Source organism: Halobacillus sp. KGW1 (assembly GCF_001592845.1).
Classification (GTDB): Bacteria; Bacillota; Bacilli; order Bacillales; family Halobacillaceae; genus Halobacillus.
Window position 1 is genome coordinate 417,260 of sequence record NZ_LSOC01000002.1, and the last position, 20,531, is coordinate 437,790.

General features: G+C 48.8%; 22 protein-coding genes. 19 read left to right on the forward strand and 3 right to left on the reverse strand.

The window, feature by feature from the left end:
* The first annotated feature begins 22 nt into the window (after positions 1-22).
* Both AXG56_RS02805 and AXG56_RS02810 read left to right on the forward strand, forming a co-directional pair.
* Complete coding sequence (locus AXG56_RS02805) at positions 23-952, forward strand: C40 family peptidase (protein ID WP_026578523.1); 930 nt, start codon at positions 23-25, stop codon at positions 950-952.
* On the forward strand, positions 952-1,974 hold the full coding sequence (locus AXG56_RS02810; protein WP_026578524.1) for an ABC transporter ATP-binding protein: 1,023 nt from the start codon (positions 952-954) through the stop codon (positions 1,972-1,974). The genes AXG56_RS02805 and AXG56_RS02810 overlap by 1 nt, the downstream gene beginning before the upstream one ends.
* On the opposite strand, the gene AXG56_RS02815 is transcribed toward AXG56_RS02810, so the two are convergent.
* Both AXG56_RS02815 and AXG56_RS02820 read right to left on the reverse strand, forming a co-directional pair.
* Entirely contained in the window at positions 1,969-2,151 is a 183-nt protein-coding gene (locus tag AXG56_RS02815) for a hypothetical protein (RefSeq protein ID WP_008637508.1), read from the reverse strand. The genes AXG56_RS02810 and AXG56_RS02815 overlap by 6 nt on opposite strands.
* Positions 2,152-2,245: 94 nt before the next feature.
* On the reverse strand, positions 2,246-3,928 hold the full coding sequence (locus AXG56_RS02820) for a serine hydrolase (RefSeq protein ID WP_062513158.1): 1,683 nt from the start codon (positions 3,926-3,928) through the stop codon (positions 2,246-2,248).
* Positions 3,929-4,253: 325 nt separating this feature from the next.
* On the opposite strand from AXG56_RS02820, the gene AXG56_RS02825 reads away from it, so the two are divergent.
* The 13 genes from AXG56_RS02825 (at position 4,254) to AXG56_RS02885 (ending at position 16,808) form a co-directional block, all read left to right on the forward strand.
* Entirely contained in the window at positions 4,254-5,603 is a 1,350-nt protein-coding gene (locus AXG56_RS02825) for an aspartate aminotransferase family protein (RefSeq protein ID WP_026578526.1), read from the forward strand.
* Complete coding sequence (locus AXG56_RS02830; protein ID WP_082794435.1) at positions 5,551-7,116, forward strand: aspartate aminotransferase family protein; 1,566 nt, start codon at positions 5,551-5,553, stop codon at positions 7,114-7,116. The genes AXG56_RS02825 and AXG56_RS02830 overlap by 53 nt, the downstream gene beginning before the upstream one ends.
* Positions 7,113-8,852 carry an IucA/IucC family siderophore biosynthesis protein gene (locus tag AXG56_RS02835; protein WP_062513162.1) on the forward strand — a complete coding sequence of 580 codons (1,740 nt, stop codon included), beginning with the start codon at positions 7,113-7,115 and terminating at the stop codon, positions 8,850-8,852. The genes AXG56_RS02830 and AXG56_RS02835 overlap by 4 nt, the downstream gene beginning before the upstream one ends.
* Before the next feature lie 22 nt (positions 8,853-8,874).
* Complete coding sequence (locus AXG56_RS02840) at positions 8,875-9,423, forward strand: GNAT family N-acetyltransferase (RefSeq protein WP_153017412.1); 549 nt, start codon at positions 8,875-8,877, stop codon at positions 9,421-9,423.
* A complete protein-coding gene (locus tag AXG56_RS02845) occupies positions 9,398-10,732 on the forward strand; it encodes a lysine N(6)-hydroxylase/L-ornithine N(5)-oxygenase family protein (RefSeq protein WP_062513166.1) in 1,335 nt (444 codons plus the stop codon). Before AXG56_RS02840 ends, AXG56_RS02845 begins: the two co-directional genes overlap by 26 nt.
* A 22-nt stretch (positions 10,733-10,754) precedes the next feature.
* Positions 10,755-12,554, forward strand: coding sequence for an IucA/IucC family siderophore biosynthesis protein (locus AXG56_RS02850; protein WP_026578531.1), 1,800 nt, complete (start codon positions 10,755-10,757; stop codon positions 12,552-12,554).
* 19 nt (positions 12,555-12,573) lie between these two features.
* On the forward strand, positions 12,574-13,791 hold the full coding sequence (locus tag AXG56_RS02855) for an aspartate kinase (protein WP_062513168.1): 1,218 nt from the start codon (positions 12,574-12,576) through the stop codon (positions 13,789-13,791).
* A 159-nt stretch (positions 13,792-13,950) separates the two neighbouring features.
* A complete protein-coding gene (locus AXG56_RS02860) occupies positions 13,951-14,295 on the forward strand; it encodes a hypothetical protein (RefSeq protein WP_062513170.1) in 345 nt (114 codons plus the stop codon).
* 15 nt (positions 14,296-14,310) lie between these two features.
* Positions 14,311-14,574: a hypothetical protein gene (locus tag AXG56_RS02865; RefSeq protein WP_062513172.1), complete on the forward strand. Its 264-nt coding sequence runs from the start codon at positions 14,311-14,313 to the stop codon at positions 14,572-14,574.
* A gap of 91 nt (positions 14,575-14,665) precedes the next feature.
* Positions 14,666-14,887 carry a hypothetical protein gene (locus AXG56_RS02870; RefSeq protein ID WP_062513174.1) on the forward strand — a complete coding sequence of 74 codons (222 nt, stop codon included), beginning with the start codon at positions 14,666-14,668 and terminating at the stop codon, positions 14,885-14,887.
* Between the two features lie 262 nt (positions 14,888-15,149).
* A complete protein-coding gene (locus AXG56_RS02875; RefSeq protein ID WP_026578533.1) occupies positions 15,150-15,500 on the forward strand; it encodes a hypothetical protein in 351 nt (116 codons plus the stop codon).
* Between the two features lie 369 nt (positions 15,501-15,869).
* Positions 15,870-16,355, forward strand: coding sequence for a hypothetical protein (locus AXG56_RS02880; RefSeq protein ID WP_008640518.1), 486 nt, complete (start codon positions 15,870-15,872; stop codon positions 16,353-16,355).
* 12 nt (positions 16,356-16,367) lie between these two features.
* Positions 16,368-16,808, forward strand: coding sequence for a hypothetical protein (locus tag AXG56_RS02885; protein WP_008640519.1), 441 nt, complete (start codon positions 16,368-16,370; stop codon positions 16,806-16,808).
* Between the two features lie 146 nt (positions 16,809-16,954).
* Here the strand turns inward: AXG56_RS02885 and AXG56_RS02890 are convergent, their stop codons facing one another.
* Complete coding sequence (locus tag AXG56_RS02890) at positions 16,955-17,146, reverse strand: hypothetical protein (RefSeq protein ID WP_062513176.1); 192 nt, start codon at positions 17,144-17,146, stop codon at positions 16,955-16,957.
* Positions 17,147-17,332: 186 nt separating this feature from the next.
* Between AXG56_RS02890 and AXG56_RS02895 the strand changes: the two genes are divergently transcribed.
* From AXG56_RS02895 to AXG56_RS02910, 4 genes are all read left to right on the forward strand, one after another.
* Entirely contained in the window at positions 17,333-17,845 is a 513-nt protein-coding gene (locus AXG56_RS02895) for a DinB family protein (RefSeq protein ID WP_062513178.1), read from the forward strand.
* A gap of 108 nt (positions 17,846-17,953) precedes the next feature.
* On the forward strand, positions 17,954-18,301 hold the full coding sequence (locus tag AXG56_RS02900) for a hypothetical protein (RefSeq protein WP_062513180.1): 348 nt from the start codon (positions 17,954-17,956) through the stop codon (positions 18,299-18,301).
* Positions 18,302-18,718: 417 nt separating this feature from the next.
* Positions 18,719-19,189 (forward strand): tetratricopeptide repeat protein, encoded by a 471-nt coding sequence (locus AXG56_RS02905; RefSeq protein WP_051348971.1) that lies wholly within the window; start codon positions 18,719-18,721, stop codon positions 19,187-19,189.
* A 173-nt stretch (positions 19,190-19,362) separates the two neighbouring features.
* Positions 19,363-20,151 (forward strand): hypothetical protein, encoded by a 789-nt coding sequence (locus tag AXG56_RS02910; protein ID WP_026578573.1) that lies wholly within the window; start codon positions 19,363-19,365, stop codon positions 20,149-20,151.
* Positions 20,152-20,531 lie beyond the last annotated feature (380 nt).

Sequence of the window (20,531 nt, forward strand, 5' to 3'; positions counted from 1 at the left end):
AGAAGAAAAGGGGGAAGACACGATGAATCAACAGAAGAGAATCTGGATCGTCTCGGCACCGGTCGCAACGGTATGGACATCACCGGAGTCCCCGCGACCGATCGACGAACAGGGATTAGAGCGCACGTTTTCTGTGAAGAAGTGGCTGGAGGAGTTGGATGACCCGGCGAAGCATGCCATGTGTGACGATAACCTCGTCCAATCCCAGCTGCTTTACGGTGAACGTGTCCTTGTCGATGAGGTGGAGGGTGACTGGGCGAAGGTCATCATTCCGAGTCAGCCCTCGAGCAAGGATGCGCGTGGATATCCAGGCTACGTGCCGTGCCGCCAATTGACAGAGGTGCCGGAAGCGGACTGGAAAGGCGTCGATCTGGTCGTCGTCCATACAAAAGCAACTATCCTTTACGACGAGAAAAAACAGCCGCTGTTTGAAATCAGCTTTTTGACCGAGCTTCCTTTCCTGTATGAGGAAGACTCGTTCATCCGGGTCCGACTGGCGGATGGGGAAGGCTATGTAAGCAGAGAAGATGCACGAAGCAAACCGAAGGATATCCGGGAGGGAAGCGGGGCGTCCATCATAAAGACGGCAGAGGCTTTTAAGGGTCTTCCGTATTTCTGGGGCGGAATGAGCGCGTTCGGTTATGACTGCTCCGGTTTCGCCTACAACATGCACAAAGCGCAGGGTCACGTTATTCCGCGTGATGCGTCCGACCAGGCCGTCCATGGCATAGACATCCCGTTGGATCGCGTCGAACCGGGGGATCTATTATTCTTTGCTTATGAAGAAGGAAAAGGCAGGATCCACCACGTCGGTTTCTATTACGGACATGGAAAGATGCTGCATTCCCCGAATATCGGCAAGGCGATTGAAATCATAGATTTGCAGGGTTCTGATTACGAGAAGGAATGGTGCATCGCAAGAAGGTATGGGACAGAAGAGGGGGCATCTTGATGGACAGAGAAAAAGTGTTGGAAGTTAAACAGTTGAAGAAGCACTTCCATTTAGGAAAAGGGCGGACGTTGAAAGCGGTGGACGGCGTCAGCTTCGATATATACAAAGGCGAAACGTTCGGTCTTGTCGGGGAATCCGGGTGTGGGAAATCGACGACAGGAAGGACGATTATGAATCTCTATGACCGTACGGATGGAGAAGTGCTCTATCAAGGGAAAAGCGTCCACGGTAGAAATCCGAAAGAACAATTCCACCTGAAACGGAACATGCAGATGATCTTTCAGGACCCATATGCTTCCTTGAATCCACGATCGACAGTTGCGGAGATCATAGCCGAACCGATGGAAATCCACGGTCTGTTTTCCACTGGGCGAGAACGGACGGAGCGGGTCTATGAGCTGTTGGAAGAGGTCGGACTGAACCGGGATCATGCCAACCGCTATCCGCACGAATTCAGCGGCGGCCAGCGTCAGAGGATTGGAATCGCACGGGCGCTTGCGCTGGATCCGGATATCGTCATCGCAGATGAACCGATATCGGCATTGGATGTGTCTGTTCAAGCCCAGGTCGTCAACCTGCTCGAAAGGCTGCAGGAAGAGAAGGGGCTTACCTATTTATTCATCGCCCACGACCTATCGATGGTCCAGCACATCTCGGACCGGATCGGTGTCATGTATCTTGGTCATCTAGTGGAGCTGACGAGCAGCGATCGTCTGTACGCGAACCCGCTGCACCCCTATACAAAAGGGCTCTTATCTGCGATTCCCATTCCCGATCCGGACCTTGAGGATGCCCGGGAGCAGGTGCTGATCGAGGGGGAAATCCCAAGTCCGATCGATCCACCGAGCGGCTGCGTCTTCCGGACCCGGTGTCCTGTCGCCATGGACATCTGCGCACAGAAGGTACCCGTGTGGCAGGAGGCCGAAGAAGGGCACCATGTCGCCTGTCATTTGTACGATGAGGAGCACAAGGAAGCCGTTCAGGAACAGAGATCGGACCGGAAAGCGTCGACGCTGTCATAGTTCACTTTTTTTCTTTTTTGAAAGGACGGTATAGAGGATGTAAAAGGCGACAGCGATGACACCGATCAGACGGAAGGTCCGATAACCAAAGTCTCCAACCACCAGATCATACATGAGAAATCCGACTAAAACGGCACTACAGATTGCAAACAGCGTGATTTTGGTTGTTCTGCTCACAGTCTACCTCCTTTACTCTTCCTATTTTCACTATAACCTTTGACAGGAAATGTAAAACGCCCGTGGAGCATCGAGCTCCCGGGCGTTTTTTTTACTATCGTTTCTCCCATTCATTCGTATCAAAATCGAGCGGCTTCTTGTTGATTTTTGCTCCCTCTACGTACCAGCCCCGGTTGTTGACGGCGGTATCTGTTTCATACGTGAAGCGGATAAATTTGGTGTCTTTCGGCAGAGAGAAGTCCTTATGAACCCAATCATCGCTTTCCCCGGTAAATACCTCCAACTCTTCCCAATTCTCGCCGTCCGTCGATCGTTCCAGGCGGCCATTGTCATAGGTGTTTTCGATGCGGTACCACGTATCGAAGGAAAGAGTGGCAGCTTTCTTCAAATCGACTTCTGCCGTCATCGATCTGGCCAGCTTGTCGCCATAACCGGCAAACCATCGTTCGGCCTTCTTCGTGGAAGACGCTACCGGTATGGCATCAGCGACCTGTCTGGCGAACGCACGTCTCGTCGGGGAGGTTGATACCGTTTCCCGTGTCGGGTGCACCCGGTTCGTCAACAGGATCGCAACGGTCTGGTTCGCCGGATTGACGACGATCGACGTTCCTGTATAGCCGGTGTGACCGAACGTAGACGGGGAAGAGAGAGCATCCATGAACCAGCCCTGCTGAAGCTCCCATCCGAGCCCGTGGTCATCGCCGGGAAACTGTGGGATCCGGTTTTCCGTGAGCAGCTCGACCGTTTCCGGTTCAAGGATTCTGGTGCCGCCGTATTTTCCTTCCATCAAAAACATATGAGCGAATTTGCCGAGGTCGGAAGCAGTCGAGAAGACGCCTGCATGGCCGGCGACACCGTCCAGGGACCAGGCACTCTCATCATGCACTTCTCCCCAGACGGGTCCGCGCTCGGTCCACGGCTGGTATTCCGTTGCGGCTATGCGGGCCTTGAGCTGTGCTGGTGGATTGTACATCGTGTCGTTCATTTGAAGCGGTCCGGTTATTTCCTGTTTGACGAAGGTGTCGAGACGCATGCCGGACAGACGTTCAATTAGTGCGCCGAGCGTGATCATGTTGAGGTCGCTGTACGTGTATGTAGATCCCGGGGCATTTTCAAGCGGGTATTGGAGCACGTGCTGGATCCGGTCGTCCCGGTCTCCGTCGACTTGGTAGAGGGGAATCCATGGTGTGAATCCGGAGGTGTGGGTCATCAACTGCTCAATCGTCACGTCTTCTTTGCCGTTGGCAGCGAAACCCGGCAGATACTTGGCGACGGGGTCGTCCAATTTGAACTTCCCGTCTTCATACAGCTTCATGGCGGCGGTCGTCGTGAAGATTTTGCTGATGGAGGCGAGGTCGAAAATGGTATGCTCCGTCATTTTGATCGGACTTTTTACTTCTGCGAAGGCATCATCCTTATACCGGACAGCGTAGCCGTAGGCTTCCTGCTGAACAATGTGGCCCCGGCGGGCGACGAAGGTTACAGCACCCGGCATCACCTGATCGGCTATCGCCTGCTCGATCAACGGATCGATTGCTTTCAGCGGTCCGCTTCTCATACCTGCTCCGCGGATAGAACCGGGATGCAGGACGGGAGAGGAAGGAAGCGGATGGTCCCACGAAGATGCCGGGAAAGACGGGCGGTGGACAGAGGCATGCGGGTTTTCTTTTTTCTCCATCTCGATCGACGGACCTTCGACCGCTTCAAGCGTGGAGCCGGGCATCATAGCTGCGCCCATGGCAGTGACGAGGACGAGTGACATCGTTCTTTTTTTCATACGATCCCTCCTGTATTTTCCATCTTCTTCTTAATCATAGGGGCAGGAGTCGACAAAGTCCATGACGCGTACGTCACGAAAACGACAAATTAATGTTTGGAAATATAACCATTTTCTCCTTTAAGTAACAGGTCTTTTTTCCTAATTGTCAGAAAAAAAGCAGTACTTGCAAAAGGATAGAGAATGCGGTCGTAACAGGGATTGTAGAGGATATTTCTTCTTCTCAACAACTGATAATAGTTCTCAACTACCGTTGACATTGAAAATCATTATCAATTACGATATCGATAGGTTAACGAACAGAAGAGACAAGGAGCTGAATGAAATGAGTATCCAAACAAAAAAATCCAATAAACAATTATTAGATCAGCAGGAACGAAGAGAATCCAATGCGCGCTCTTATCCGCGCCGTATTCCATTAGCCATCCGGGAAGCGGAAGGCATCTACATAACCGACGTCGAAGGGAAGCGCTACATCGACTGTCTTGCCGGTGCCGGTACGCTAGCCCTCGGTCACAACCATCCTGTCGTCATCGAAGCGATGGAGAAGGTCCTTCGTGACCGCCTGCCGCTTCACACGCTTGATATTACGACAGAAGTAAAAGAAAGCTTCGTCGACGAACTGTTCGAAAGCCTCCCGGACGACTTCCGGGAGCGGGCGAAGGTACAGTTCTGCGGACCTACAGGAGGAGATGCCATCGAAGCAGCGCTGAAGCTTGCAAAGACGGCGACAGGAAGACAGAGCATCCTGACCTTCCAGGGCGGCTATCACGGAGCGACGCATGGAACGATGTCCATAAGCGGCAACCTTGCTCCGAAGCGGCATGTACAGGGATTGATGCCGGATACCCACTTCCTGCCGTATCCATACGAGTACCGCTGCCCGTTCGGTAAAGGCGGGGACGAGGGACAGGCGCTGAGCGCCACCTATATCGAACAGCTGCTGGACGATCCGGAGAGCGGCATTCTTCCCCCGGCAGCGATGATCTTCGAAACGGTCCAGGGCGAAGGGGGAGCTATCCCTGCTCCGATTGAATGGCTAAAGGAAATGCGCCGGATTACGAAGGAGCGGGGGATTCCATTGATCATCGACGAAGTCCAGACAGGGATCGGCCGCACAGGGCGACTGTTCTCCTTCGAGCATGCCGGCATCGTACCGGACGCCTTCGTTCTATCGAAAGCGATCGGCGGCAGCCTGCCGTTATCCGTCGTCGTGTACGACAGGGAGCTGGACGCATGGGAACCGGGCGCCCATATCGGGACGTTCCGAGGCAACCAGATGGCGATGGCCGCCGGAACAGCGACATTGCAATACGTGAAAGAGCAGCGTTTATCGGAACATGCGGAAAAGATGGGTACGAAGCTGATGAAAGCATTGAAAGACATGCAGCGTGATTTCCCGGCGATCGGCGACGTCCGCGGGAGAGGATTGATGATCGGAATGGAAATGGTCGACCCGGAAGGAAAAGCATCGATCCAGGGCAGCCTGCCGGCAGACGCGGCAGTCGCAAGCCGTATTCAAAAGGAATGCTTCGACCGCGGGTTAATCCTTGAAGTAGGTGGAAGGCACGGCGCCGTCGTCCGGTTCCTGCCGCCGCTGATCATTACCGAAGCACAAATCGATGACGTGGTGGCGATTCTCCGAGAAGCGACTGCTGCTGCGACGGCGGGGTGAAACGATGACAACGGCATGCAAACAGACGAACACGGCGTTCGATCACCTTTTCCTCCACGGAGAAGCAGGACTTACCGCTTTTCGTAAGCAGATGGAGCTTGTTACAGAAGCGGTGCTGGACGTATATGAAGAGGTCGATCAGCCCTTTATTGGAAAGTCCCATCAGCAGGTCAGAGCGGAGATACAAGCGATGGACACGGACTCTGTGAATGGCCGGGCGCTTGAGGACGTATGGAATGAACTTAAGGACCCTGTTTTGAAGAACAGCCTGCACGTCTCCCACCCACAGAGCATGGCCCATCTCCACTGCCCGCCGCTTGTCGCAGGTATAGCGGCAGAGGTGATGATCGGAGCATGGAATCAATCGATGGATTCGTGGGATCAAAGTCCGGCGGCAACGTATGTCGAAGAAATGCTCGTCAAGTACTGGGCGGATCTAGTCCGGTTTCCGGAAGAGGCGGACGGCGTGTTCACAAGCGGCGGGACCCAGTCCAACTATATGGGCATGCTGCTTGCAAGAGACGCATACTGCCTCAAACGGTTCGGACACGACGTCCAGAAAAAGGGGCTCCCGGAGAACTTCCGGAAGCTGCGTGTGCTCTGTTCTGAAGAAGCCCACTTCTCCGTCCGGAAAAGTCTTGCCCAGCTCGGTCTCGGAGAGGATGCCGTCATTCCGGTCGCCGTCAATGAGCATCACCGGATGGACCCGGCCGCTCTGAAGGATACGCTCGATGAAATGGAACAAACAGGACTCCATCCCTTTGCCGTCGCGGCCACGTGCGGGACGACGGATTTCGGCAGCATCGATCCGCTGGAGGAGATTGCGGATATATGCCAAGAGCGAGGCATCTGGTTTCACGTGGACGCTGCCTACGGCGGGGGGCTTCTCTTCAGCCGGGCACACAAAGGGAAGCTTGCGGGACTGGAGCGAGCGGATTCCGTCACGCTTGATTTTCATAAATGGCTGTATCAGCCGATCAGCTGCGGACTGTTCCTGCTGAAGGACGGCGGCCACATGAGGCTCTTGTCCCACCATGCCGACTATTTGAATCCGAAAGCGGACGAAGAGGACGGCATTTTGAATCTCGTCAACAAAAGCGTGCAGACGACGCGGCGCTTTGATGCGCTCAAAGTGCTCGTCACCCTGAAAACGGTCGGGACAGAGCTACTGGGCGACATGGTCGACCAGACGATGGCGACGGCGCGTTTTGCTGCCGATCGCTTAGCCGGCCATCCTGATTTTCTTGTGGAAAATGCCGAACCGGAAATGTCCGCCGTCGTTTTCCAGTACAAAGGGAGCGGAGACGTAGACCGCGGCGTTCTGAACCGGCAGATCCAGCAGGACCTCTTCACCTCAGGGAAGCCGATCATCGCCAAAACGGTGGTTCGGGGAGAAACGTATTTGAAATGCACGATTTTGAATCCGCGGACGACAGAAGCGGATGTGAAGGCAGTCATCGAGGCAGTTCTTGACGCTGCGGACAAACGGACGACAGGAGGAGATTCCCATTGATGAAAGCGAAGGAAACAGCCGAACAGGCGACGATGCAGAGTTTCCTCAATTGCTATGTGAGAGAAACCGAAAATTATGAACGCATCAGCGGAGGAGAAGAAAGGATCCGAATCCCGCTCACGAGACAGAAGATGGTGATCGACGTACCGCTGCAGTATTGGTCACTGACGGGGAGGCACCTCTTCCGGTTCCCGGCCGTCTACTACACCGAGGGCATGGAAGATGCCCACACCCTCGACTACGTGACGATGACGACGCTCCTCGTCAAAGAGTGGCTGATCGGGAACGGGCAGGAATGGGCGGAAGATGAGCTCATCCTGCGGGTGCTCCTCAGCTGCAGGAAAATGAAGGAGTACATCGAAGCGCGGTGGGAAGACCGCCATCAGCTCTCCAGAGAAGACTTCGACTATATCGAAGCGGAGCAGTCGCTGCTGTTCGGTCATCTGCTCCACCCGACACCGAAGAGCAAACAGGGACTGACGGATGCCGAAGACCGAACGTACGCACCCGAGCATAAGGGGATATTCCAACTCGATTATTTCAGTGCGGACCCGGACATCGTCGCGCAGGATTCCAGTCTCGACCGGCCTGCCTCCGTCCTCATTCAGGAGGAAGCGCAGCGGGAAGGGGCGGCAGAGTTTTTGAAAAAAGAGATCGGCGGAGGACGCGTGCTGCTTCCGATGCATCCGCTCCAGTCCGCGAGCCTGCTTAAGCGAAAGGATGTACAACGTCTTCTCGAGTCCGGGGCTTTGACTTACCTCGGGCCGGCAGGAGCTTTTTATACGGCGACATCCTCCTTCCGCACCGTTTACAACAGCTCATCCCCGTGGATGTTCAAGTTCTCCGTCCCGGTGAAAATCACCAACTCCCTTCGCTGTAATCAGCCGAAGGAGCTGGACCGCGGGGTAGAGGTATCCCGACTGCTCGCGACCGATCTCGGTACCCGTCTGCAACAAGCGTATCCGGATTTCGATATCATCAAGGACCCGGCATCGATCCGCTTGAAGGACGTCCCCGGCTTCGATGTCATCTTACGTGAGAATCCGTTCGTGGAAAAGCAGGCATCCGGAGTGAGTCCCGTGGCAGCCCTCGTCCAGGATCACGCGTACGGAGACAGATCGCGGATAGCGGGCATCATCCACAGCCTTGCCGAGAAGGAAGGGCGGTCGACGGAAGCGGTCAGCCTCGACTGGTTTGAAAAGTATTTGTCGATCAGCTTCGATCCTATGATGTGGCTGTATTCGACCTACGGAATTGCGCTTGAGGCCCATCAGCAGAATGCCGTCGTCCGCCTGGAAAACGGCTATCCGTCCCGTTTTTATTACCGGGACAACCAGGGGTACTATTTCAGCGAGTCGAAAGCGGACCTCCTGAAAGCACTGCTTCCTTCCTTGAACGAAACGAGCGACACGATCTGCGCAGATGATGTGGCGGAAGAACGGATGCGCTATTATTTCTTCTTCAATCATTTATTCGGTCTTATCAACGGCTTCGGAACAGGCGGGCTGATCGAGGAAGAGGTGTTGATGGAAATGCTGAGAGAGCGCCTTCAGCTCCACCCGGACTCTCCTGTCGCCAAAAGCCTGCTTACGGAAGGTAAACTGCCGTGTAAAGCCAATCTTTTGACGAGGCTGTATGACATGGACGAGCTGGAAGGGCCGATGGAAGCGCAGTCCGTGTACACCAACATCGATAACCCGATCGCAGTGAAGGAAGGGACGATCCATGGTGTGTGAGTATGAACGCTATGCAGAAGACATCGGCCGGACGATCGGATTCCGCCGCGCCGGAATCGATGATCTCGCGCTTGTCCATCGCTGGATGCAGGAGGAACACGTCCATCCGTTCTGGAACTTGAATATTCCGCTCGACCGTTTCCGTACTCACTATGAAAAAGCGCTCGCAGACAGCCACCAGACGCTGTATATCGGAACGATTGATGGAGAACCGGTCAGTTATTGGGAGGCCTATTGGGTACAGGGGGACGTTCTCGAAGGCTCGTATCCCGCCGCCCCATTCGATCAGGGCCTCCACCTGCTGATCGGGGAGAAAGCATACCTTGGTAAAGGCTGTGCCCTGCCTTTCCTCCGCGAAATGGTGCGGTTCCAATTCCAGGAGCCTAAGACGGCAAAAGTCGCAGCAGAACCGGATATCCGCAATGAGAAGATGATCCATGTGTTTGAAAGGTGCGGCTTCCGGAGGATAAAGCCGATCCCCCTCCCTGATAAGCAGGCGCAGCTGATGTTTTGTGAACGAGAAGAATTTGAAAAGAGGTGGAACGATGTATACGACACAACCTGTCTATGATGTCATCGGAATCGGGCTCGGGCCGTTCAATTTGGGAATGGCCGCCCTGCTGGACGGGGTAGAGGATGTCCGTGCTGTATTCTTCGAAAGGGAAACGGACTTCCAATGGCACCCTCATATGCTGATCGAAGGTACGACGCTGCAGGTCCCGTTTTTCGCAGACCTTGTCAGCATGGCAGATGTGAAGAGCGAGCACAGCTATTTGAACTACCTGCAGGAACATAACCGTCTCTATCACTTCTACTTCCTGGAGAAATTCCATATTCCGAGGAAGGAATACGACCATTACTGCCGCTGGGTGAGTAAGCGCCTTGATTCCTGCCGGTTCGGCAAAGAGGTGACGGAGGTCCGGATGATGGAACGGGACGGCCGGAACCTTTATCAAGTGCGGATCCGCGACCTGAGCCGTGGAGAGGAAGAGACCTATATCACCCGTCATATCGTAATGGGGATCGGGACCGAACCGGGTGTGCCGGAAGCTTTCCGGGAAGCACTCGGACCGAACGTCTTCCATACATCGGAATATTTGAAGAGGAAGGAGGAAGCGGAGCTCGACGGGGCTGTGACCGTCATCGGCTCCGGTCAGAGTGCAGCCGAGGTGTTCCTTGATATAGCGAAGCATCAGGAGAACTGTGGCGGCTCGCTTCAATGGTACACGCGGTCGAAGGGCTTCTTCCCGATGGAATATTCCAAGCTCGGGCTGGAGTACTTTTCACCGGACTATATCGACTTCTTCCACGCCCTCCCGCAATGGAAGAAGGACCAGCTGCTGGAGGATCAGAGCCTCTTGTACAAAGGAATAAGCGCTGAGACGATCGCAGACATTTATGATCACCTGTATGAACGGACCGTCGGAGGCGAAAAAACGGAAATCGAGCTCCAGGCGATGACGGAAATGACGGAGCTTGCAGGACGGGGCGGCCGCCTGACCCTGCGCGGATATCAGCGGGTGAGCGGGGAAGCGGTGGAAACCGAAGCGGATGTTGTCATCCTCGGTACCGGCTATCGACAGCGGATTCCGGCCTTTTTCCGAAGCATCGAAGAAGCACTCGTCAAAGATGACCGGGGAAGGCTCGTCATCAACCGGGAGTATGACATCGAAACGACGTTTGAAGCCGAAGGGGACATTTTTGTACAGAACGGGGAGCTCCATACCCACGGCGTCGGTGCACCGGACCTCGGTCTCGGCGCCTACCGGAATGCCGTGATCATCAACCGGATCGCAGGGAGGGACGTGTACCCGGTCGAAGACTCCCACGTATTCCAGACGTTCGGGTCGAAGAAGCAGCCCGCACTTACCCATCCATAATCGAAAGAAAAGAGGGATTGACGTGTTATTTCAAGATATTCAAGAACAGCTGAAGGAAGACGATTGGAAGAAAGTGAACCAGCGACTGATGGCGAAGATGCTTGCGGAATATATGTATGAGGATATGATCCATCCGACGGAGGAACGTACCAACACGTACCGGCTCGAAGCAAAGGAAGGGACGGTGTACACCTTCCGGGCAGAGCCGCGCCTGTTTGACAGCTTCGACGTCGACTCCCGGTCCATCCGCCTGATCACAGAGGACGGGGAGCAGGAAGCAGACAGCGCGGTCGATCTGCTTATCGATCTTCAGGAGACGATCGGAATGTCCCCTGAAACGACGGGACATTTGATCAAGGAATTGAATGCCACGCTGATCGCGGACGTCCACCTGTTAAACAAAAAGGACCTTACCTCCCGGGAGCTGTTGGATATTGATTATGCCGAGCTCGAAGGCTACATGACCGGCCACCCGTGGATCACCTATAACAAAGGGAGAATCGGCTTCAGCTACGGCGACTACCTGCGGTTTGCACCGGAGCAGCATCAGGAAGTGAAGCTGTCATGGATCGCTGTACATAAGACGCTCGCCACGTTCCAGGCGGTCGACGGCTTGAACTGGGACGACCTGTTGGAGAAGGAGCTGAGCGAAAAAGACCGGACTCGTTTCAAGGAGGTCGTCCGACAATCCGGCGGCCGGGCGGAGGACTACTACTTCTTCCCTGTCCATGAGTGGCAGTGGGAAAACACGATTGTCCAGAACTTCCCCCAGGAGCTTGCAGAAAAAAGGATCATCCCGGTCGGCGACGGTGCGGACAGCTACCTGCCGCAGCAATCGATCCGCACCTTCGTAAACAGAAGCTCTCAGGAGAAGCACCACGTCAAACTGCCGATGAGTATTTTGAACACGCTCGTTTATCGCGGTCTGCCGTCCGAGCGCACGAAAATAGCGCCGAAAGTGACCGAACTCATCAAAGGGATGTACGAACAGGATGACTTCCTGAAAAACGAATGCCGGGTCATCCTGCCGGGAGAGAATGCCAGCATCAACGTCGATCATCCCCATTACTCGAACGTCGCTGATGCGCCGTATCAGTATTTGGAGATGCTCGGGACGATCTGGCGCGAAAGCATCTACACGTATTTAGAGGAAGGGGAGCAGGCGATCACGCTGGCCGCGCTTCTTCATGAAGACCATGAAGGAACGCCGTACATTAAAGAAGCGATCGCCGCATCCGGTCTTGATCCTGATACGTGGATGCAGAAGTTCTACAAGGTCGTCATGGACCCGCTGCTTCATTACTTGTACCAATACGGCACGGTCTTCTCCCCGCACGGGCAGAATACGATCCTCGTTTTGAAAGATTACCAGCCCCATCGACTTGCGATCAAGGACTTCGTCGATGACGTCAACATTACCGATCAGCCGTTTGAAGAATTGAGCGGCTTGTCCGACGAAATGAAGGAAGTGCTCCGCAGCGAGCCGCCGGAAGGGCTCACGCAGTTCATATTCACCGGCCTGTTCATCTGTCACCTCCGTTACTTGAGCCAGTTGATGGAGCGGCACGGCATGCTTGGCGAACGGCGCTTTTTCGAACTGCTCGCAGCGTCCATCCATGACTACCAGGACAGGTTCCCGCAGCTGAAGGAGCGGTTTGAACTATTCGACTTCTTCCAGCCGACATTGACGAAGCTGTGCCTGAACCGCAACCGGATGGTCGATTACGGGTATGCCGACGGCGAAGATCGCCCGCACGCCTCTGAATTCGGCCTGGTCACCAATGCCCTTGCCGAGTTCCAACGAATCGAGAAAAGCCACTGACGAATGGGAGGAAAAAACGATGGCCATCATCGTGCAGAAGTTCGGAGGTACATCCCTCCAGTCCACCGAGCGAATCGCAGCCATCCGGGACCGGATCCTGCTGGAAAGAGAGAAAGGCAGCCAGCTGGTCGTCGTCGTATCAGCGATGGGGGATTCCACCAACCGCCTGCTTTCGCTTGCCAAAGAACTGACGAACCGTCCTGATCCGCGGGACATGGATCTTCTGCTTGCGACAGGAGAGCAGGTTTCCTGTTCGCTCCTCTCGCTCGCCCTGAAGGAAAAAGGGGCCGATGCCGTTGCCCTGACCGGCCCTCAAGCCGGCATCCAGACAGAACACGCCTACGGGAAGGCACGGATCACGAAGATTGCTACGCGTCCGATCCAAGAGCAGCTGGATGCCGGGAAGATCGTCGTCGTCGCCGGCTTCCAGGGCACCGCCGGTGAAGGAGAAATCTGCACCCTCGGCCGAGGAGGGTCCGATACGACAGCCGCTGCGCTGGCTGCGGAATTAGGGGCCGAACGCTGCGACATTTTCACAGACGTCGACGGCGTCTATTCCGCCGATCCGCGCTCAGTCCGAGGAGCGATCAAATACAGCTGCATGGACTACGACTGCCTGCTTGCGATGGCAGCGGCAGGAGCGTCCGTCATCCATCCACGGGCGGTCCTCCATGCCAGAAGCCACGACGTTCCACTGCACGTCCGGTCCAGCTTCCATACAGACCAAGGAACCCGCATCGAAAGGCTGGCTCCCGGCCTGACAGCGCCCGGCGTTACCGGTATCACCGGACAGAAGGGGCTGACGCTTCTCCGCATGACCGGCGATATCGACCTGAGGAAGCTGCGGGAAACCCTTGCTGAAGCACACGTCACCTGGAGCGGCATAGCAGCCGCCAAGCCGGATGCGTATGCCATTATAATGAAAGAAGAAGAAATCTATGAAACGATGAACCGGATCAACCGGAAAAAAGAGACACTAGGAATCCATACCGTCACACAGGAGCCCGGCAAAGCACTCGTGCATCTCGTGTGCGGATCAGAAGACCAAAAAAAGAAGCAAGCGAATCTGATCCGGACAAGCCCTCTTTTCCAAGCGAAGGAGGCCGAGACGGCCGACTGCCACCCCGAAGCGTGGAGCGCCGTCCTGCCTGAAAAGAACCTCGATGCATGGATGCAGCAGCTTCACGATCGATTCCTATTAAAACAAGACAACCAGCATCCCGTCGCCTACGGATAGGATGACAAAGGCCTGATCGATGATTCGATCAGGCCTTTGCTTATGTAAAACGATAAGCATCTTCCATAGGGGAGGGGAATTTTGATATAATTGGCAGCAATTGTTAGATTTCTTGATTCCACAGGAAACGGCAATAGAAATCAACGAAGGAGGGTAACAATGAACGTCGAGGTGTTAGATGCTTGGATTCCCTTCGCCATCATGTGGGGATCGATGGGCAGCGCCGTCGGGATGACGTACGTCAAGATGGAGCCGGAGGAGCGAAAGGAAGCGAGAGAGGAGATAACTTCGCCGTCCTTTATCGTTACCATCGGCTTTCTCGTCGTCGGAGGATTCCTTGCGTCGCTCGGACAGACAGGTTCCGTTCCACTTATCAACCGGATCGGCATCGCCCTGCTCGCTATAAGCGGGATCACGACGGCTGTCGGTGCGTGGCGAAACAATAAAGGGAAAAGCGTACGAGCCGTCATCCTGACATCGATTACTATTTATTTTTTTACATAAGAAGGAGGAATTAGGTTGCATCGTGTCATTCCGGTAGATAAAGAAAGTCGCTGGCAGCTGCTGTCGATTCTTTGTGCATGTTTAGGCGCCGCCTTATGGCTGCCGAACTTTCTATTAAACTATGGTTACGGATTCTGGATGGGAACGTTCATCATCAATCCGATCGGTGTCGTATTCGGAATACTTGGCGGCAGCCGGATTGGAATCGTCTTGAACAGTATCATGACCTTCCGTTTCCTTATCTTTATGTTCGTGGGCTACGCCCTGGCAGCTTTTTAAGGCAGCGGAAGGATAAGGAATCTATTTCTACATACATAGTATAAAAAGGAAACTTCAGGAAGATTTGATGCCATAAAAAAGGAGGTTCACTATGACTATGTCTTTTCTGTCCCTCGTTCTCTTTCCGGCATTGGTCACAGCTTTCGTCGGATATTATCTTTCCACTCATAAACAGAGATGGGGCATTTATGCGGTTGTATTGATGCCCGTATTGTTCATGTATGTGTTAGGGAGTTATCAAGTATTGTGGAGCATTCCTTTATCCCTTGTCGTTGTGTTACTTCGTATATTTTGGACGTATAAGAGATCGTAGATGGCATAGATATCTTGGGTTCAAGTCTTAAAGAAACGGGCAGGTTAGCGGAAGACTTGAATTCGAGATATTAACTATAATTTAACTTAAAAAGTAGTTTGTTTAATTTTGTTAATTTTGAAATAATGCATATATCTTTAAAGGTGTAATGGGGTGGGGAAGGAATTTACATCAATAAAGTTTATAAATGTAAATTCGTTTGGTTTGATTTGTTGAGGTTTAAGATTTTTTCACTATAACTAATCATACTGGGGGCTCACAATTGAGAATATTAGTGGTAAGTTTCACATTTCTTATCTTTATTGTATCTGGATGTCACCCGGGGGCTGGTGAAGGCGGTTTGTTATCAAGAAGCCAAGTGTTAAAAATGAATCCTGATTCTGACCTTGTTGAACTAAAAGATGGAGCAGTATATGAATACCAGAATGGCGCAGATTGGATAGAAGAAAAAGATTATGAAAAAGGAGAAAAAATAGGAGAAGTTAAAAAAGGAATGTCAACGAAAGCGCCTATCGGTACTGAAATCTATAAAACAAAAGAGAAATCTCCTGTACTCATCTTAGAATATAACAGCGGAATTTCTAAAAAATATTTGCGACAACTGGGAGAATAATCTTTGTTTCGAATCTTCCTTTATAGGGGGCGATTGTTCATTACGGGCAATCGCTTTTTTCCTACGGGAAGCATTGTATAAGAAATATTGGATTAACTATACGTGATCGGGAAAAAACTTCTCATCGCTCTATAGAAGGGGAAATTTTCCAGTTTGAAATAAAAATTGGGAATGTTTATAACGAAATTATGTTCTAAAGAGCTAATTTAGATTAACATTTCCCAAGTTATGTACCTTTTTATGTAATAATACTAGTGCTAAAGTATACAATAACAAGTTACTAGAATTTAAGAGCGATAAAAAATCTAAGGAGGTTAAAGGAGTTTACCTTCAGTAACTTGAATAATTTATTTGGAGGAATAAATTATTATGAAAAAGTTGATTTTTACATTTCTTTTGCTTTTATTGGCTTTAACACCTCTTTTGCTCGGTGCTAAAAACGTAAGTGCAATGTGTTATGGTGGGTGGAGTATTGGTGAACCTTCACCTATGGGTGACACGACTAGGGATAGTAATATCGTCACAGATGAGCACTCATCTATAAAGGGAGGAGCTACTATTGAATGTGGGGGAGGTTCTCCCAGAGGTTGGGGTTCTGTAAGATCAGGCAGTACATATAGCCATACAACAAGTAAAGGAACAAAAATTTATAATAGGTCAGGTGGATCATCACGAGCAAACAGCGATTTTTGGAATACTGTTTCTCCGGGTGCTAGTTATAAAAAATATGTGAAGTATGATGGTTCTACTACATTTGTTAAATTCCCAAAAGAAGGTAATGTTAGGTATTACAAGAGTCACAGTGGACAGGAACCTTCATTATGGTTTGGGAAAGAAAAGATTAGATACAAATAGAGAGGGATGTTAATGATTACAAACGTAGATATGAAAGTTTGGAACCCTAAGAACTATATTCATGGTGCTTATCTAGAAAAAGTGGAATTTGGGGAAACAAACGACGGCCTAGTTATTGTGGTTGAAAACGAAAATTTTATGATGCATTTTAATTATGACAAGTATGAGTTTGGTAACTTTGTCTTAGCCTTTCGTTTTACTGATGAGATGAAAAGTAGTTCATTATTAGAATTAGCTTCTAAAGCACGTACTAATTATTTCGGGAAAGATGATAAGAGTTGGTATTTATATAAGATGGCCAATTCTGAATTTCTGGACTGGTATGATGATCAGCCAGGACCAGGTAGAGATCTTTATGGTATTCAACATCATGTTATTTCAACCTCAGAAACTACCTTTGAAATTTTATGTGAATATGAGCCAAGGATCAATATTGTAGAAAAGAATACTTAATCAATTTGTTATTGGGCCTCACCTTTATTACATAGGGTGAGGTTTTATTCTTTCGAGATCTAAGAGTAAAATAAAGGAGATGTGTAAGAAGTCTCGAAATCAAGTCTTTCGCTAATGGGGGCGTTTGCTTAATAAAAGCAATCGTCCTATATTCTTAGGATTAATTGACTTAGTATAAACATTACAAGTAATACACCAATTCCTAACACGCTATATCCAATATGTTTACGTTCTGACAAGTACTCACCTTTAATAGCTTTCCAATCTGGATAGAAAAAGCTAATCACTCGGACAGCTATTATACCAAACATAACTAATACGGCAGCCATAATTTCCATTAGTAAAACTCCTTTTACATATCTAGTATCCTTTTCCTTTCTGGGTAAAACTAAAAGGAGTAAGTTTGTTGTCGTTTATAAATTTATCTTGAAACTGAGTTTTATAAAAACGGGGGCAATAGTTTAATTAAGAAGTAATAGTTACTCTCTGCTAAAACTTATCGATTAGGAAAGGAAGTGTTACAATTGGAAGCTAAAATAGAGCCATTAAAGGGATTTACTCCACAAATCGGTCACCTAGTATCGCAAATGAATTATGTGAGAAAAACAACGTTTGAAGCTGTATCAGGACTAACAACCTCTGAATTGGATTTTTTACCAAGTAACGATGGGAATAGTATTGGAGCCCTCTTATTACATATAGCTGCTGTAGAGAAAGGATTTAAAATAGAAATCTTTGAGGGTCGAAGACCAAACAATCAGGAAATGTTGGAATGGGGGTCTCCTTATAATCTTGGCGAAAAAGGAAGAAGAGACATTAAAGGATATCCATTAAAATTTTATATCACAAAACTTGAAGAAGTAAGACATAAAACACTTCAGAAATTGGCAACGTTGACTGATGATTGGTTATATGAAAACAGACTATGGGACAATTACTCCTCTAACAACTACTTCATTTGGTTTCACGTTTTTGAAGATGAAATCAATCATAGAGGGCAAATAAGAATGATTAGAAAAATGTTGCCACAAGAATAGTGATATATTTCATCGTAGATTATGCGAGTTTTTTAGATTATCTTGAATTCAAATCTTAAACAAAAGGGGGCAATAGCTGAAGAATGAAGTTAGGTAGGGGGGCTGTATTTGAACATAGATACTGATTCATTGGTTACTTTCCTTATTACGTGGGGAATACCAACTTTTATGGTTGTTAGAACTTATTTAAAAATGGATTCAGATGATAGGAACTCTGCAAAGAAGGATTTTAAATCGGCACATTTTGTTTTCACAATCGGGTTACTTGTAATAGGTTATTTTTTCGCTTCTATTGGAAATCTAATGACACTAAATATCATAAAGTTACCTGGGATTTTCTTAATGATCATAGCAGGTATTACAATTACGGTGGATATGTGGAGAAAAAATAAAGCTAAAAGTATGTTAACACCAATACTTATTGCAGTTGCAATCTTCTTCTTGATTAATCCATAGTGACACAGTATTCATTTTTGTGCTAACGGAAGCGTTCGTTGAAATTTTGCTTAATATATCTTGAATTAAAGTCTTAATGAAACGGGGCTTTAATTAAATAATGTCTATCGCAAATTATGTCTTAAATGGTAGTGAAAGGAGGATTTTATGAGCTTTTGGACCTGGATAGCAATTGCTATCGCCTTGATCAGTGGAATACTTTTTTCTAACTCTTCTAAGAAAAAGACTGAAAGAAAACATATAGTTGCACTTACTTGGTTTATCATCGCAGTAATCTTATTTTTTGTATGGTGGTTTACACGTTGACTTAATACAGTTAATTAGTTCATAGCTCTATTTGAAGACATCTCGACACTGAGTCTTCAAGTAACGGGGGCGATACTGAAAAATGAGCGATTATTTGAAGGAGGTTAAATCTTGAAAGAGATAATCAAATTAATTGAAGATAAAGAATTTAAAACAGCTCGTGAAAAACTTCTCCCATTAGTTAGAGAAAGTACGAAAAATGCGGAACTAAACTATTACAGTGCAGTTTCACATGATGCTTTAGGTATGGAGCGAGAAGCTATACCTTTCTACGAAGCAGCTCTTTCTTATGGGATAAATGGAGAGTTGCGTGAGCGTACATATGTACAATTGGGTAGTAGTTTGAGGTGTATTGGTGAATACCAAAAAAGTAAGGCTATATTAGAAGAAGGAGAAATCGAATATCCAGATAATCTAGCGATAAAAGCCTTCTTGGCCATTGTTATGTACAATTTAAACGAAGAAGAAAATTCAGTTAGAAGTTTGTTGGAAACATTAGTTAAAACATCGTCCGATCCCTGGATTAATAGCTACAGAAAAGCTATAGATTTCTATTCCGGCAAACTAAATCAAACATGGTGAAATATTCTGTTTTAAAGCAAATATCTTGATTTGAAGTTTTCCAGTATTGGGGGCTATCTTAAACAAGGTATCCCCCTCTATACTGATAATATTTATTGAGATATTACGCTTTATTTGAAATAATTGGGATGAGATGAACAGTGTCTATTAATTTTTATTTTGAGGTGGATTGAATGGAATACGCAGTTTCAGTAACAGATACGTCTTATACAGAAGAAATTGAAAAAAACGGACGACTCCTTTTAGAAAAACTTACCCATTTCTCACGTTCGCTAGAATCCATAACTACTTTTGGAACCCCGAGGGGAATCATTTTTCATGATTTGAAATCGGCTACGGAGCTTTATTCAACAATCCCTCTCCCAGCATATACATCAAGAGACTTAATACATATTAACCCGCTGATAGATACATGGAAGGACATTTTTTTATCAACGACTAGAGGGCTTGTAAAGGCTAAACAGTATTATAATGATCTTTCAATGGATGATATTGCTGTTATTGCAGCACATGAGTTAACTCACCATTCTGATTTTTTTAATTCTGAATTTGAAGATTGGGATGAAGAAGAGAATATGTGGTTTGAAGAAGGGATGTGTTTTTACATCCCACGTAAAATAATTTTATCAACGGAAAAATTCAATTCGATTATGGAGGTTGAGCGTAGTTTAATTGAGTTATATAAGGCAGACTATGGAGAATATACGATTGACCTTTTTGGTGAGTCTGGATATCGAGGTGGACATGACCTTGGTTATTCATCTGCTTTTTATGATTACTGGAGAAGCACTCATATCGTTCACGTATTGATTGATAAATATTGTGGTGGAGACATAGATAAGTTAATTAAATACTATAAGGATTGGGCAAATAATTCTTCTGAGATCAACCTCCAGAAGTTCTTTATTGAGAAGTTTAAACTATCTAAGCATGAAGCAAAGGAATTATGGTTGGGTGCGTAACCCTTTGAAATACTTTGAATTCAAGTCTTCAATAAACGGGGGCTTATATTTAATAAGAATAGCCATTAGATAACTTCGTGAAAGGAAGATTAAATGTACTTAGCAATAACTATAATATCTCTTGTTCTTTTGATACTTCTAGTGATTCTGAACCGTAAACAGCTATTTTCTGATGCAAACAATGCTAAGCTCCTCATAGTGATTTTCGTATTTCTTCCTTTGATGGTTATTGGAATAGTGGTAGCAGCATTTATATGATTACAATATAGGTGTTTTAATGTCTCGATATCAAGTTTTCCGTTAACGGAGGCGTCTATATAATGGTCTTAATGTAGCTGAAATACTCTTGTCTGGTCTATTTGAAGGAATTAGGGGGGGGG

Bases quoted from the DNA above. Each gene is read 5' to 3' on its own strand.
- AXG56_RS02805 (WP_026578523.1), top strand. From the start codon at position 23: ATGAATCAACAGAAGAGAATCTGGATCGTCTCGGCACCGGTCGCAACG.
- AXG56_RS02810 (WP_026578524.1), top strand. From the start codon at position 952: ATGGACAGAGAAAAAGTGTTGGAAGTTAAACAGTTGAAGAAGCACTTC.
- AXG56_RS02820 (WP_062513158.1), bottom strand. From the start codon at position 3,928: ATGAAAAAAAGAACGATGTCACTCGTCCTCGTCACTGCCATGGGCGCA.
- AXG56_RS02825 (WP_026578526.1), top strand. From the start codon at position 4,254: ATGAGTATCCAAACAAAAAAATCCAATAAACAATTATTAGATCAGCAG.
- AXG56_RS02830 (WP_082794435.1), top strand. From the start codon at position 5,551: ATGACGTGGTGGCGATTCTCCGAGAAGCGACTGCTGCTGCGACGGCGG.
- AXG56_RS02845 (WP_062513166.1), top strand. From the start codon at position 9,398: ATGTATACGACACAACCTGTCTATGATGTCATCGGAATCGGGCTCGGG.
- AXG56_RS02855 (WP_062513168.1), top strand. From the start codon at position 12,574: ATGGCCATCATCGTGCAGAAGTTCGGAGGTACATCCCTCCAGTCCACC.
- AXG56_RS02860 (WP_062513170.1), top strand. From the start codon at position 13,951: ATGAACGTCGAGGTGTTAGATGCTTGGATTCCCTTCGCCATCATGTGG.
- AXG56_RS02870 (WP_062513174.1), top strand. From the start codon at position 14,666: ATGACTATGTCTTTTCTGTCCCTCGTTCTCTTTCCGGCATTGGTCACA.
- AXG56_RS02880 (WP_008640518.1), top strand. From the start codon at position 15,870: ATGAAAAAGTTGATTTTTACATTTCTTTTGCTTTTATTGGCTTTAACA.
- AXG56_RS02885 (WP_008640519.1), top strand. From the start codon at position 16,368: ATGATTACAAACGTAGATATGAAAGTTTGGAACCCTAAGAACTATATT.
- AXG56_RS02890 (WP_062513176.1), bottom strand. From the start codon at position 17,146: ATGGAAATTATGGCTGCCGTATTAGTTATGTTTGGTATAATAGCTGTC.
- AXG56_RS02910 (WP_026578573.1), top strand. From the start codon at position 19,363: ATGGAATACGCAGTTTCAGTAACAGATACGTCTTATACAGAAGAAATT.